We start from the raw sequence: 14,317 nt of genomic DNA, 5'->3' as shown, positions 1-14,317 counted from the left end.
TCAGGGAGAGAGTATGTCTCATATAAATTACAACCACCTGTATTACTTTTGGCATGTCTATAAAGAAGGGTCGGTGGTTGGTGCAGCAGAAGCGCTTTATCTGACACCGCAGACCATTACCGGGCAGATCAAAGCGCTTGAAGAACGTTTACAGGGAAAGTTGTTCAAGCGGAAGGGGCGTGGGCTGGAGCCAAGCGAGTTGGGCGAGTTAGTCTTTCGTTATGCGGATAAAATGTTCACGTTAAGCCAGGAAATGCTGGATATCGTGAACTACCGCAAAGAGTCTAACTTGCTGTTTGATGTCGGTGTGGCGGATGCACTATCCAAACAGCTGGTCAGCCGTGTGTTGGATGCCGCGGTGGTGGAAGATGAACAAATCCATCTGCGTTGTTTTGAATCAACGCACGAGATGCTGCTGGACCAACTCAGCCAGCATAAGCTGGATATGATTATCTCTGACTGTCCGATTGATTCTACGCAACAGGAAGGGTTGTTCTCGGTGCGCATAGGCGAATGCGGCGTGAGTTTTTGGTGCATCCAGCCTTTGCCTGAGAAGCCGTTTCCGGCCTGTCTGGAAGAGCGTCGATTACTGATTCCTGGACGACGTTCGATGCTCGGTCGTAAGCTGTTGAACTGGATTAACTCACAAGGCTTGAACGTTGAAATCCTCGGCGAGTTTGATGACGCAGCGCTGATGAAAGCTTTTGGTGCAACGCATAACGCTATTTTCGTTGCCCCGACGCTCTATTCGAACAACTTCTATGCCGATGATTCGATTGTTGAGATTGGGCGCGTGGAGAATGTGATGGAGGAGTACCACGCTATATTTGCGGAAAGGATGATCCAGCATCCGGCGGTGCAGCGTATTTGTAATGCGGACTACTCGGCGCTCTTTACGCCAATGAACAAATGACAGCCATAAAAAAACCCGCTTGCGCGGGTTTTTTTACAAAGCGACAACAAGCAGGCGATTAAGCCAGTTTGTTGATCTGTGCAGTCAGGTTTGCTTTATGACGTGCAGCTTTGTTTTTGTGGATCAGACCTTTAGCAGCCTGACGGTCCACGATTGGTTGCATTTCGTTAAATGCTTTCAGTGCAGTAGCTTTGTCGCCAGCTTCGATAGCTGCGTATACTTTCTTGATGAAAGTACGCATCATAGAGCGACGGCTAGCGTTGTGCTTGCGGGCCTTTTCAGACTGAACGGCGCGCTTCTTAGCTGATTTGATATTAGCCAAGGTCCAACTCCCAAATGTGTTCTATATGGACAATTCAAAGGCCGAGGAATATGCCCTTTTAGCCTTCTTTTGTCAATGGATTTGTGCAAATAAGCGCCGTTTAAATTACAGCACTCGTTGCGTAGTGATGGCGCAGGATTCTACCAGCTTGCGTGCTGTGAATACAGCTTTTCGACGAGAAAAATTGCATTGGCGTGCCCATGGAGGTCTGCAATTTGTTTCATAACAATGAAAACAATCCTCTTTCTGTTTCGTAGAAACAATCGCCGGTTAACGTTGACCGCGGTACAGGGTATACTTTCACGATTTTCACTGTTTTGAGCCAGACATGAAGCTGATACGAGGCATACATAATCTCAGCCAGGCCCCGCATGGGTGTGTGCTGACTATTGGTAATTTCGACGGCGTGCACCGTGGCCACCGTGCGTTGCTGCAAGGCTTACGGGAAGAAGGGCGCAAACGCAATTTACCGGTGGTGGTGATGATTTTCGAACCACAGCCGCTGGAACTGTTTGCGACGGAGAAGTCACCTGCGCGCCTTACCCGCCTGCGGGAAAAACTGCGTTATCTGGCGGAATGCGGCGTGGACTACGTGCTGTGCGTGCGTTTTGACAGGCGCTTTGCGGCATTAACGGCGCAGACCTTCATCAGCGATCTGCTGGTTAAGCGCCTTGGTGTACAATTTCTTGCCGTTGGCGATGATTTCCGCTTTGGCGCTAGCCGTGCGGGCGATTTCTTGTTATTACAGGAAGCGGGCGCTGAGTATGGTTTTGATATCACCAGCACCCAAACCTTCTGCGAAGGCGGTGTGCGCATTAGCAGCACCGCGGTACGTCAGGCGCTGGCAGAAGATAACCTGCAACTGGCCGAAAGCCTACTTGGGCATCCTTTTACTATCTCAGGACGTGTCGTTCACGGTGATGAATTAGGGCGCACCATCGGTTTTCCGACGGCAAACTTACCGCTGCGTCGCCAGGTTTCTCCGGTGAAAGGGGTTTATGCGGTTGAAGTGATGGGACTGGGTGACAAACCGTTGCCCGGCGTCGCCAACATCGGCACCCGCCCGACGGTAGCAGGCGTACGCCAACAGTTGGAAGTGCATCTATTGGACGTTGTAATGGACCTGTATGGTCGCCATATAGATGTAGTACTGCGTAAAAAAATACGCAGCGAACAGCGATTCGCCTCGCTGGATGAGCTAAAAGCGCAGATTGCGCGTGATGAGTTGACTGCCCGTGAATTTTTTGGGCTAACAAAACCGGCTTAATGCCTATACGAGTTTTAAATACGGAACCGAGAATCTGATGAGTGACTATAAATCAACCCTGAATTTGCCGGAAACAGGGTTCCCGATGCGCGGCGATCTCGCCAAGCGCGAACCGGGAATGCTGGCGCGTTGGACTGATGATGACCTGTACGGCATCATTCGTGCGGCCAAAAAAGGCAAAAAAACCTTCATTCTGCATGATGGCCCTCCTTATGCGAATGGCAGCATTCATATTGGTCACTCGGTTAACAAGATTCTGAAAGACATTATCGTGAAGTCCAAAGGACTCACGGGTTATGACTCGCCTTACGTTCCGGGCTGGGACTGCCACGGTCTGCCGATCGAGCTGAAAGTAGAGCAGGAATACGGCAAACCGGGCGAGAAGTTTACCGCCGCTGAGTTCCGTGCCAAGTGCCGCGAATACGCAGCGACCCAGGTTGACGGTCAGCGTAAAGACTTTATCCGTCTTGGCGTACTGGGCGACTGGTCGCATCCGTACCTGACCATGGACTTCAAAACCGAAGCCAACATCATTCGTGCGCTGGGTAAAATCATCGGTAACGGTCACCTGCACAAAGGTGCGAAGCCGGTGCACTGGTGCGTTGACTGCCGTTCCGCGCTGGCGGAAGCGGAAGTTGAGTATTATGACAAAACCTCTCCGTCCATTTATGTAGCATTTGAGGCCGCGGATCCTGATGCTGTAAAAGCTAAATTTGGGGCAACCTCTGTTGATGGACCGGTGTCTTTAGTTATCTGGACAACTACACCTTGGACGCTGCCTGCGAATAGAGCCATTACATTGGGCCCTGATTTTGATTATGTGATGTGCAATTTTGAAGGGAAGAATTTCATTGTTGCTCAGGACCTGTATGGTACTTTCCTCGAAGTTATGACGAAAGAAAATCCTGACTCTAAAGGTATGTCTGAGTGGTCTAACACCGTTAAAGGCGCAGAGCTGGAACTGCTGCGCTTTACTCACCCATTCATGGGCTTTGACGTGCCGGCTATCCTTGGCGATCACGTTACGCTGGACGCGGGTACCGGTGCGGTCCATACCGCTGGCGGCCACGGTCCGGATGACTACGTCATCAGCCAGAAGTACGGTCTGGAAATCGCTAACCCGGTTGGTCCGGACGGCGCATACCTGGCGGGTACCTATCCGGATCTGGACGGTGTGAACGTCTTTAAAGCCAACGACAAAATCGTTGCGCTGCTGAGCGAAAAAGGCGCGCTGCTGCATGTTGAGAAGATGCAGCACAGCTACCCATGCTGCTGGCGTCACAAGTCACCGATCATCTTCCGTGCGACGCCACAGTGGTTCGTCAGCATGGACCAGAAAGGCCTGCGCGCTCAGTCGCTGAAAGAAATCAAAGGCGTGCAGTGGATCCCAGACTGGGGTCAGGCGCGTATTGAATCGATGGTTGCCAACCGTCCTGACTGGTGTATCTCCCGTCAGCGTACGTGGGGCGTGCCGATGTCTCTGTTTGTTCACAAAGATACCGAAGAGCTGCATCCGCGCGCTATCGAACTGATGGAAGAAGTCGCCAAACGCGTTGAAGTTGACGGCATCCAGGCGTGGTGGGATCTCGATCCGAAAGATATCCTCGGCGACGAAGCTGACCAGTATGTCAAAGTCCCGGATACGCTGGACGTGTGGTTCGACTCCGGTTCAACCCACTCATCCGTCGTGGACGTGCGCCCTGAGTTTGCAGGCCATGCGGCCGATATGTATCTGGAAGGTTCTGACCAGCACCGTGGCTGGTTCATGTCTTCCCTGATGATCTCCACCGCTATGAAAGGCAAAGCACCTTATCGCCAGGTACTGACCCACGGTTTCACCGTTGATGGTCAGGGCCGTAAGATGTCCAAATCTATCGGTAACACCGTTTCTCCGCAGGACGTGATGAACAAACTGGGCGCGGATATTCTGCGTCTGTGGGTTGCTTCTACCGACTATACTGGCGAAATGGCCGTTTCTGACGAAATCCTGAAACGTGCTGCCGACAGCTATCGTCGTATCCGTAACACCGCGCGCTTCCTGCTGGCGAACCTGAACGGGTTCGATCCAGTGAAAGACATGGTGAAACCGGAAGATATGGTGGTGCTGGATCGTTGGGCGGTAGGTTGTGCGCAAGCTGCACAGGAAGAGATCCTGAAAGCTTACGAAGCCTATGATTTCCACGAAGTGGTACAGCGCCTGATGCGCTTCTGCTCTGTAGAAATGGGCTCGTTCTACCTCGACATCATCAAAGACCGTCAGTACACCGCGAAAGCGGACAGCGTGGCGCGTCGTAGCTGCCAGACTGCGCTGTTCCATATCGCTGAAGCGCTGGTTCGTTGGATGGCGCCGATCATGTCCTTCACCGCCGATGAAATCTGGGGCTACCTGCCGGGCGATCGTGAGAAGTACGTCTTTACCGGTGAATGGTACGAAGGTCTGTTTGGCTTAGGCGAAACCGAAGCGATGAACGATGCCTACTGGGACGAGCTGCTGAAAGTGCGCGGCGAAGTGAACAAGGTCATCGAGCAGGCGCGTGCGGATAAGAAAGTCGGTGGTTCTCTGGAAGCGGCAGTGACCCTGTACGCTGAACCCGAACTGGCGGCGAAACTGACCGCGCTGGGCGAAGAGTTGCGCTTTGTTCTGCTGACCTCCGGTGCGACGGTTGCGGATTATGCAGCGGCTCCTGCTGATGCTCAGCAGAGCGAACTGCTCAAAGGTCTGAAAATCGTACTGAGCAAGGCCGAAGGTGAGAAATGCCCGCGCTGCTGGCATTACACTACCGACGTCGGTCAGGTGGCGGAACATGCAGATATCTGCGGACGCTGTGTCAGCAACATCGCCGGTGATGGCGAACAACGTAAGTTTGCCTGATGAGTAAGCCTCTTTGTTCAACAGGACTACGCTGGCTGTGGCTGGTGGTAGTCGTGCTGATTATCGATTTAGGCAGCAAATACCTGATCCTCCAGAACTTTGCTCTGGGGGATACGGTGTCGCTGTTTCCGTCGCTTAATCTGCACTACGCGCGTAACTACGGTGCGGCGTTTAGCTTCTTAGCTGACAGCGGTGGCTGGCAACGTTGGTTCTTTGCCGGCATCGCCATCGGTATTTGCGTCATTCTGATGGTGATGATGTATCGCTCGAAGGCGACGCAGAAGCTGAACAACATCGCGTATGCGTTAATCATTGGCGGTGCGCTGGGCAACCTGTTCGACCGCCTGTGGCACGGCTTCGTGGTTGATATGATTGACTTTTACGTCGGTGACTGGCATTTCGCGACCTTCAATCTGGCCGATACAGCTATCTGTATCGGGGCGGCATTGATTGTCCTCGAAGGCTTCTTACCGTCGAAAGAGAAAAAAGCCGCATAAAAAAATGCCGGATGGCGCTATGCTAATCCGGCCTACAATTTACTGCGATCCTTGTAGGCCCGGTAAGCGTAGCGCCACCGGGCAAACAGGCGGCAGCAATTTTAAAGAGCAACCTGCATGTCTAAATCAGTACAGAGTAACAGTGCGGTGCTGGTGCACTTCACCCTTAAGCTCGACGATGGCTCCACCGCAGAGTCAACCCGCAATAACGGCAAGCCTGCGCTGTTTCGCCTGGGCGACGGTTCTCTGTCTGAAGGACTGGAACAACACCTGCTGGGGCTAAAAGAAGGTGATAAAACCACTTTTGCTCTGGAACCGGATGCCGCCTTTGGCGTGTCAAGTCCGGATTTAATTCAGTATTTCTCGCGTCGGGAATTTATGGACGCGGGCGAGCCAGAAATTGGCGCTATCATGCTCTTTACCGCAATGGACGGCAGTGAGATGCCTGGCGTGATCCGCGAAATCAACGGTGACTCGATCACGGTTGATTTCAACCATCCGCTGGCCGGGCATACCGTTCATTTTGATATTGAAGTGCTGGAAGTCGAACCGGCACTGGAGGCGTAAAATGCAGATCCTGTTGGCCAACCCGCGCGGTTTTTGCGCTGGCGTAGACCGCGCTATCAGCATTGTGGAAAACGCGCTGGCTATTTATGGCGCGCCGATTTATGTCCGTCACGAGGTGGTGCATAACCGCTATGTGGTGGATAGCCTGCGCGAGCGCGGCGCTATTTTTATCGAGCAAATCAGCGAAGTGCCGGATGGCGCGATCCTGATTTTCTCCGCTCATGGCGTGTCTCAGGCGGTGCGTAACGAAGCCAAAGGCCGTGATCTCACGGTTTTTGATGCGACCTGCCCGCTGGTCACGAAAGTGCATATGGAAGTTGCCCGCGCCAGCCGTCGTGGCGAAGAATCCATTCTGATTGGTCACGCCGGGCACCCGGAAGTCGAAGGCACGATGGGCCAGTACAGCAACCCGCAAGGGGGAATGTATCTGGTTGAATCACCAGATGATGTGCTGAAACTGAATGTGAAAAATGAAGGCAAATTATCCTTCATGACGCAGACAACGCTTTCCGTTGACGACACTTCTGACGTTATTGATGCTCTGCGTCAACGTTTCCCGAAAATTGTCGGGCCGCGCAAAGACGATATCTGTTATGCCACCACCAACCGTCAGGAAGCGGTTCGCGCGCTGGCGGAACAGGCTGATGTTGTGCTGGTGGTCGGCTCGAAGAACTCCTCTAACTCCAACCGTCTGGCTGAACTGGCCCAGCGAATGGGGAAAGCGGCGTATTTGATTGACGATGCGACCGACATCCAGGAAGCGTGGGTGAAAGAGGCGCAGTGCGTAGGCGTGACGGCCGGAGCCTCGGCGCCGGATATCCTGGTGCAAAACGTGATTGCTCGCCTGCAGGAGCTTGGCGGTGGGGAAGCTATTCCGCTGGAAGGCCGCGAAGAGAACATCGTTTTCGAAGTGCCGAAAGAGCTGCGTGTGGATGTTCGTGAAGTAGAGTAAGTCTTTCCGGTTACGATTATGAGAAGATGCCAGACTTAACGTCTGGCATTTTTTTATGGAGAAACCATGCGCTTACCGATCATTCTTGATACCGATCCCGGCATTGATGATGCCGCCGCCATTGCCGCCGCGCTGTTTGCCCCTGAGCTGGATCTGCAACTGATGACCACGGTAGCAGGCAATGTGTCGGTGGAAAAAACCACTCGCAATGCGTTGCAACTGCTGCACTTCTGGAATGCGGATGTTCCACTGGCGCAGGGAGCATCGATGCCGCTGGTGCGACCGCTGCGTGATGCCGCTTCCGTGCACGGCGAGTCCGGTATGGAAGGGTATGAATTTGTCGAACACGACCGCCAGGCGATGGTAAAACCCGCCTTCCAGGCGATTCGCGATGCGCTGATGCATGCCCCGCAGCCCGTGACGTTGGTGGCGATTGGCCCACTGACCAACATTGCGCTGCTGCTGACCCATTATCCTGAATGCGTATTTAACATTCACCGTCTGGTGATTATGGGCGGCTCTGCCGGGCGCGGGAACTTCACACCCAACGCCGAGTTTAATATTGCTATCGATCCCGAGGCCGCAGCGAAAGTCTTCCAGAGCGGGCTGGAGATTGTGATGTGTGGGTTGGATGTCACTAATCAGGCCATGCTCGCCCCGGACTATCTGGCGACGTTGCCTCAGCTTAACCAGACGGGAAAAATGCTGCACGCGCTGTTTAGCCATTACCGTAGCGGCAGTATGAATACGGGGCTGCGAATGCACGATCTGTGCGCCATTGCCTGGCTGGTGCGCCCGGAACTGTTTACCCTGCAGTCGTGTTTCGTGGCGGTTGAAACCCAGGGCGAATATACCTCGGGTACGACGGTGGTGGACATCGAAGGACGTTTGGGGCATCCGGCAAATGCGCAGGTTGCGCTGGGCCTGAACGTGGAAGGTTTCCAGCAGTGGGTGGCAGAGGTGCTGGCACTGGCCCCCTGATCTCCACTCTGATATAACGATATGACGCTGCTTATTCCGTGGCGTCATGCCTTTTACTGATATCTCTGCCTGTTTATCATTAAATTCTAATTATCGACGTTTTCGGCTGGCGGCGCAGCGTTGTGCTGGTTAATCTGAAAACGATTTACGTAAAATTAACAAAAGAGAATAGCTATGCATGATGCACAAATCCGCGTTGCCATCGCGGGAGCCGGAGGACGCATGGGGCGTCAGTTGATTCAGGCCACTCTCGGCATGGAAGGCGTACAGCTTGGTGCGGCGTTAGAGCGCGAAGGCTCATCCTTACTGGGAAGCGATGCCGGAGAGTTAGCGGGAGCCGGGAAAACGGGCGTTACCGTGCAAAGCAGTCTTGAAGCTGTGAAAGATGATTTCGATGTTTTCATCGATTTTACCCGCCCGGAAGGCACGCTGACGCATCTGGCGTTTTGCCGCCAGCACGGTAAAGGGATGGTGATTGGCACCACCGGCTTTGATGACGCCGGTAAACAGGCTATTCGCGATGCTGCGCAGGAGATTGCTATCGTTTTCGCCGCGAACTTTAGCGTTGGCGTTAACGTCATGCTTAAGCTGTTGGAGAAAGCGGCGAAAGTGATGGGCGATTACACCGATATTGAGATTATTGAAGCCCACCACCGCCATAAAGTTGATGCGCCGTCAGGCACTGCGCTGGCGATGGGCGAGGCAATTGCCGGGGCGCTGGATAAAGATTTAAAAGAGTGCGCTGTCTATTCGCGTGAAGGTTACACCGGTGAGCGCGTACCGGGCACGATCGGTTTTGCCACGGTGCGGGCGGGGGATATCGTCGGGGAGCATACCGCGATGTTTGCTGATATTGGCGAGCGTATTGAGATCACGCATAAAGCGTCCAGCCGCATGACTTTTGCCAATGGCGCAGTGCGATCGGCGATTTGGCTAAAATCAAAGTCAAATGGTCTTTTTGATATGAAAGATGTGCTTGATTTACGCAGTTTATAGCTTTCATTACCCTTCGTGATGTGGTTATTGTAATCATAATTATTTGATTACATAGGGCAATATTTTATTGCCCTTTTATTTTTCGCTTTTTAGTATGTTTTTTCTTTCAGATTGGTGTTTTTATATGTTTTGTTGGGTGTTTTTGTTATCTCAATGTAAATTTTGACCAAATGGTCCACTTTTTTCTCTCTTACATTCTGTTTTTACACTCTTTGCCTGCCGCAAGCGTTTTCCACCCTGAGTTAGCTGATCTTTTTGCCTGTTAAATCGTGTGATTTATCCCAATGGCGTAAAATAATAATAAAAATTACCCTTTTGGGTAGACTTTTACGTGGGCTATCTCTAGAATGCCGCCGTTTGCCAGAAATCCATAGGTAAGCAAATTTGCATTGATTCATGAGGTGTTAATGAATTAATATGCAAATAAAGTGAGTGAATATTCTCTGGAGGGTGTTTTGATTAAGTCAGCGCTATTGGTTCTGGAAGACGGAACCCAGTTTCACGGTCGGGCCATAGGGGCAACAGGTTCGGCGGTTGGGGAAGTCGTTTTCAATACTTCAATGACCGGTTATCAAGAAATCCTCACTGATCCTTCCTATTCCCGCCAAATCGTCACTCTTACTTATCCTCATATCGGTAATGTCGGCACCAATGAAGCCGATGCAGAATCTTCTCAGGTACATGCGCAAGGCCTGGTCATCCGCGACCTGCCGCTGATTGCCAGCAACTTCCGCGATACCGAAGACCTCTCTTCTTACCTCAAGCGCCATAACATTGTGGCGATTGCTGATATCGATACCCGTAAGCTGACGCGTTTGCTGCGTGAAAAGGGTGCTCAGAACGGCTGCATCATCGCGGACGATAACCCGGATGCGGCGCTGGCACTGGAAAAAGCAAAAGCTTTCCCAGGCCTGAACGGTATGGATCTGGCGAAAGAAGTGACCACCGCGGAGCCTTATAGCTGGACGCAGGGGAGCTGGACGCTGGCCGGTGACCTGCCGGAAGCAAAATCCGCCGATGAACTGCCGTTCCACGTTGTGGCTTACGATTTCGGTGCCAAACGTAACATCCTGCGTATGTTAGCGGACCGCGGCTGCCGCCTGACGGTTGTACCGGCGAAAACCTCTGCAGAAGAAGCCCTGAAGATGAATCCGGACGGTATCTTCCTGTCCAACGGCCCTGGCGACCCGGCGCCGTGCGACTACGCAATTACCGCGATTCAGAAATTCCTCGAAACCGATATTCCGGTATTTGGCATCTGCCTCGGCCATCAGCTGCTGGCGCTGGCGAGCGGTGCGAAGACCATTAAGATGAAGTTTGGCCACCACGGCGGCAACCATCCGGTAAAAGATATTGATAACAACACCGTGATGATCACCGCGCAGAACCACGGTTTTGCGGTCGATGAAGCGTCGATGCCAGCCAACCTGCGCGTGACTCACAAGTCACTGTTCGATGGCACCCTGCAGGGGATTCATCGTACCGACAAACCGGCGTTTAGCTTCCAGGGGCATCCTGAAGCGAGTCCGGGTCCGCACGACGCTGCACCGCTGTTCGACCACTTTATCGAGTTAATTGAGCAATACCGTCAGTCCGCGAAATAATCAGGAGTAAAAGAGCCATGCCAAAACGTACAGACATAAAAAGTATCCTGATTCTGGGCGCGGGTCCGATTGTTATCGGTCAGGCGTGTGAGTTTGACTATTCCGGCGCGCAGGCGTGTAAAGCCCTGCGTGAAGAGGGTTACCGCGTTATTCTGGTGAACTCAAACCCGGCAACCATCATGACCGACCCGGAAATGGCCGATGCCACCTACATCGAGCCGATTCACTGGGAAGTAGTACGCAAAATTATTGAGAAAGAACGCCCGGATGCGGTGCTGCCAACCATGGGCGGTCAGACAGCGCTGAACTGTGCACTGGAACTGGAACGCCAGGGCGTACTGGCTGAGTTCGGCGTGACCATGATTGGCGCAACGGCGGATGCCATTGATAAAGCGGAAGACCGTCGTCGCTTCGATATCGCGATGAAGAAGATTGGTCTCGACACCGCGCGTTCAGGCATCGCTCACACCATGGAAGAAGCGCTGGCGGTTGCCGCTGACGTTGGCTTCCCGTGCATTATCCGTCCTAGCTTCACCATGGGCGGCACCGGTGGCGGTATCGCCTACAACCGCGAAGAGTTCGAAGAAATCTGCGAACGCGGTCTGGATCTTTCCCCAACCAACGAGCTGCTGATTGATGAATCACTGATTGGCTGGAAAGAGTACGAGATGGAAGTGGTGCGTGATAAAAACGACAACTGCATCATCGTCTGCTCCATCGAAAACTTCGATGCGATGGGCATCCATACCGGTGACTCCATCACCGTAGCACCAGCCCAGACGCTGACCGACAAAGAATACCAAATCATGCGTAACGCCTCGATGGCGGTACTGCGTGAAATCGGCGTAGAAACTGGCGGTTCTAACGTCCAGTTTGCGGTAAACCCGAAAAACGGTCGCCTGATTGTCATCGAAATGAACCCTCGCGTATCCCGCTCCTCGGCGCTGGCGTCCAAAGCTACCGGCTTCCCGATTGCGAAAGTCGCCGCCAAGCTGGCCGTAGGTTACACCCTCGACGAACTGATGAACGACATCACCGGTGGCCGTACTCCGGCCTCGTTTGAGCCGTCCATCGACTACGTTGTGACGAAAATTCCACGCTTCAACTTCGAGAAATTCGTTGGCGCTAACGACCGTCTGACCACGCAGATGAAATCTGTCGGTGAAGTGATGGCGATTGGCCGCACCCAGCAGGAATCGCTGCAGAAAGCGCTGCGCGGTCTGGAAGTGGGCGCGACCGGTTTCGACCCGAAAGTAAGCCTGGACGACCCGGAAGCACTGACTAAAATCCGTCGCGAGCTGAAAGACGCTGGCGCTGAGCGCATCTGGTACATCGCCGATGCCTTCCGTGCTGGCCTGTCCGTCGATGGCGTGTTCAACCTGACCAACATCGACCGCTGGTTCCTGGTGCAGATTGAAGAACTGGTGCGTCTGGAAGAAAAAGTCACCGACCTTGGCATCAACGGCCTCGACGCTGACTTCCTGCGCGTACTGAAGCGCAAAGGTTTCGCCGATGCGCGTCTGGCGAAACTGGCTGGCGTTCGCGAAGCGGAAATCCGCAAGCTGCGTGACCAGTATAACCTGCATCCGGTTTACAAACGCGTGGATACCTGTGCGGCAGAATTTGCCACCGACACCGCTTACATGTACTCCACCTATGAAGATGAGTGCGAAGCGAACCCGTCCGTTGACCGCGATAAAATCATGGTGCTGGGCGGTGGTCCAAACCGTATCGGTCAGGGCATTGAGTTCGACTACTGCTGCGTACACGCCTCGCTGGCGCTGCGTGAAGACGGTTACGAGACCATCATGGTCAACTGTAACCCGGAAACGGTTTCAACCGATTACGACACCTCCGACCGCCTGTACTTCGAGCCGGTCACGCTGGAAGACGTACTGGAAATCGTGCGTATCGAGAAGCCGAAAGGCGTCATCGTACAGTACGGCGGCCAGACCCCGCTGAAGCTGGCGCGTGCGCTGGAAGCGGCAGGTGTGCCGGTTATTGGTACCAGCCCGGATGCCATCGACCGTGCGGAAGACCGCGAGCGTTTCCAGCAGGCGGTTGACCGTCTGAAGCTGAAACAACCGGCGAACGCTACCGTAACCGCCATTGAGATGGCCGTTGAGAAGGCGAAAGAGATTGGCTACCCGCTGGTGGTGCGTCCATCGTATGTTCTCGGTGGTCGCGCGATGGAAATCGTCTACGACGAAGCCGACCTGCGTCGCTACTTCCAGACCGCGGTCAGCGTTTCTAACGATGCGCCGGTATTGCTGGACCGTTTCCTTGACGATGCGGTTGAAGTGGACGTGGACGCTATCTGCGACGGCGAAATGGTGCTGATTGGCGGCATCATGGAGCACATTGAACAGGCGGGCGTACACTCCGGTGACTCCGCATGTTCTCTGCCAGCGTACACCCTGAGCCAGGAAATTCAGGATGTGATGCGCCAACAGGTGCAGAAACTGGCTTTCGAACTGCAGGTTCGCGGTCTGATGAACGTACAGTTTGCGGTGAAGAATAACGAAGTTTACCTGATTGAAGTGAACCCGCGTGCGGCGCGTACCGTTCCGTTCGTCTCCAAGGCAACTGGCGTACCGCTGGCGAAAGTCGCGGCGCGCGTGATGGCCGGGAAAACGCTGGCACAGCAGGGCGTAACCAAAGAAGTAATCCCGCCGTACTACTCGGTAAAAGAAGTGGTGCTGCCGTTCAACAAATTCCCGGGTGTTGACCCGCTGTTAGGGCCAGAAATGCGCTCTACCGGGGAAGTGATGGGCGTGGGCCGTACCTTCGCGGAAGCGTTCGCCAAGGCACAGTTGGGCAGTAGCTCCACCATGAAAAAACAAGGTCGTGCGCTGCTCTCCGTTCGTGAAGGCGATAAAGAGCGCGTGGTTGACCTTGCGGCGAAACTGCTGAAGTTTGGCTTCGAGCTGGATGCGACGCACGGGACCGCGATTGTTCTGGGTGAAGCGGGTATCAATCCACGTCTGGTGAACAAGGTGCATGAAGGTCGTCCGCACATTCAGGACCGTATTAAGAATGGCGAATATACCTACATCATCAATACCACCGAAGGTCGTCAGGCGATTGAAGACTCCAAGCTGATTCGCCGCAGCGCGCTGCAGTACAAAGTGCACTACGACACTACCCTGAACGGCGGCTTCGCCACCGCGATGGCGCTGAACGCGGACGCTACCGAGAAAGTAACCTCGGTGCAGGAAATGCACGCGCAGATCAAAAAGTAATAAACTGAAGATATCGGTGATATTGCCGTTAATTGGATCTGCAATATAAATTAGAAACGGTTCTTGTAAAGGAACCGTTTTTTTTGTGCACAGAAAACCCCCAG

General features: G+C 53.5%; 12 protein-coding genes. 11 read left to right on the top strand and 1 reads right to left on the bottom strand.

Features of this window, described 5'->3' with window-relative positions; genetic code table 11:
* The first annotated feature begins 13 nt into the window (after positions 1–13).
* Entirely contained in the window at positions 14–913 is a 900-nt protein-coding gene (nhaR, locus tag FDX04_RS14675; RefSeq protein ID WP_137360221.1) for a transcriptional activator NhaR, read from the top strand.
* A gap of 58 nt (positions 914–971) precedes the next feature.
* Here the strand turns inward: nhaR and rpsT are convergent, their stop codons facing one another.
* Positions 972–1,235 carry a 30S ribosomal protein S20 gene (gene rpsT, locus FDX04_RS14670; RefSeq protein ID WP_003018940.1) on the bottom strand — a complete coding sequence of 88 codons (264 nt, stop codon included), beginning with the start codon at positions 1,233–1,235 and terminating at the stop codon, positions 972–974.
* Positions 1,236–1,352: 117 nt separating this feature from the next.
* Here rpsT and FDX04_RS24510 point away from each other — a divergent pair, with 117 nt between their 5' ends.
* The 10 genes from FDX04_RS24510 (at position 1,353) to carB (ending at position 14,213) form a co-directional block, all read left to right on the top strand.
* Positions 1,353–1,556 (top strand): DUF2575 family protein, encoded by a 204-nt coding sequence (locus FDX04_RS24510; RefSeq protein ID WP_079937267.1) that lies wholly within the window; start codon positions 1,353–1,355, stop codon positions 1,554–1,556.
* Between the two features lie 7 nt (positions 1,557–1,563).
* Positions 1,564–2,502: a bifunctional riboflavin kinase/FAD synthetase gene (gene ribF / locus FDX04_RS14660; protein ID WP_079937134.1), complete on the top strand. Its 939-nt coding sequence runs from the start codon at positions 1,564–1,566 to the stop codon at positions 2,500–2,502.
* Between the two features lie 37 nt (positions 2,503–2,539).
* Positions 2,540–5,374, top strand: coding sequence for an isoleucine--tRNA ligase (gene ileS, locus FDX04_RS14655; RefSeq protein WP_137371149.1), 2,835 nt, complete (start codon positions 2,540–2,542; stop codon positions 5,372–5,374).
* Positions 5,374–5,871, top strand: coding sequence for a signal peptidase II (lspA, locus tag FDX04_RS14650; RefSeq protein WP_003018932.1), 498 nt, complete (start codon positions 5,374–5,376; stop codon positions 5,869–5,871). The genes ileS and lspA overlap by 1 nt, the downstream gene beginning before the upstream one ends.
* Positions 5,872–5,988: 117 nt before the next feature.
* Positions 5,989–6,438, top strand: a complete 450-nt coding sequence (fkpB, locus tag FDX04_RS14645) for an FKBP-type peptidyl-prolyl cis-trans isomerase (protein WP_003018929.1) — start codon at positions 5,989–5,991, stop codon at positions 6,436–6,438.
* A 1-nt stretch (position 6,439) separates the two neighbouring features.
* Positions 6,440–7,390: a 4-hydroxy-3-methylbut-2-enyl diphosphate reductase gene (gene ispH, locus FDX04_RS14640; protein WP_079937132.1), complete on the top strand. Its 951-nt coding sequence runs from the start codon at positions 6,440–6,442 to the stop codon at positions 7,388–7,390.
* 66 nt (positions 7,391–7,456) lie between these two features.
* Positions 7,457–8,371: a ribonucleoside hydrolase RihC gene (gene rihC / locus FDX04_RS14635; RefSeq protein ID WP_137371148.1), complete on the top strand. Its 915-nt coding sequence runs from the start codon at positions 7,457–7,459 to the stop codon at positions 8,369–8,371.
* A 174-nt stretch (positions 8,372–8,545) separates the two neighbouring features.
* Positions 8,546–9,367, top strand: coding sequence for a 4-hydroxy-tetrahydrodipicolinate reductase (gene dapB / locus FDX04_RS14630; RefSeq protein WP_079937124.1), 822 nt, complete (start codon positions 8,546–8,548; stop codon positions 9,365–9,367).
* Positions 9,368–9,822: 455 nt separating this feature from the next.
* Positions 9,823–10,971 carry a glutamine-hydrolyzing carbamoyl-phosphate synthase small subunit gene (gene carA, locus FDX04_RS14625; RefSeq protein ID WP_137371147.1) on the top strand — a complete coding sequence of 383 codons (1,149 nt, stop codon included), beginning with the start codon at positions 9,823–9,825 and terminating at the stop codon, positions 10,969–10,971.
* 17 nt (positions 10,972–10,988) lie between these two features.
* On the top strand, positions 10,989–14,213 hold the full coding sequence (carB, locus tag FDX04_RS14620; protein WP_137371146.1) for a carbamoyl-phosphate synthase large subunit: 3,225 nt from the start codon (positions 10,989–10,991) through the stop codon (positions 14,211–14,213).
* Positions 14,214–14,317 lie beyond the last annotated feature (104 nt).

This window comes from Citrobacter sp. wls615, assembly GCF_005281355.1.
In the GTDB taxonomy this organism is placed as follows: Bacteria; Pseudomonadota; Gammaproteobacteria; order Enterobacterales; family Enterobacteriaceae; genus Citrobacter; species Citrobacter werkmanii.
This window is presented reverse-complemented; position numbering and strand designations above follow the sequence as displayed.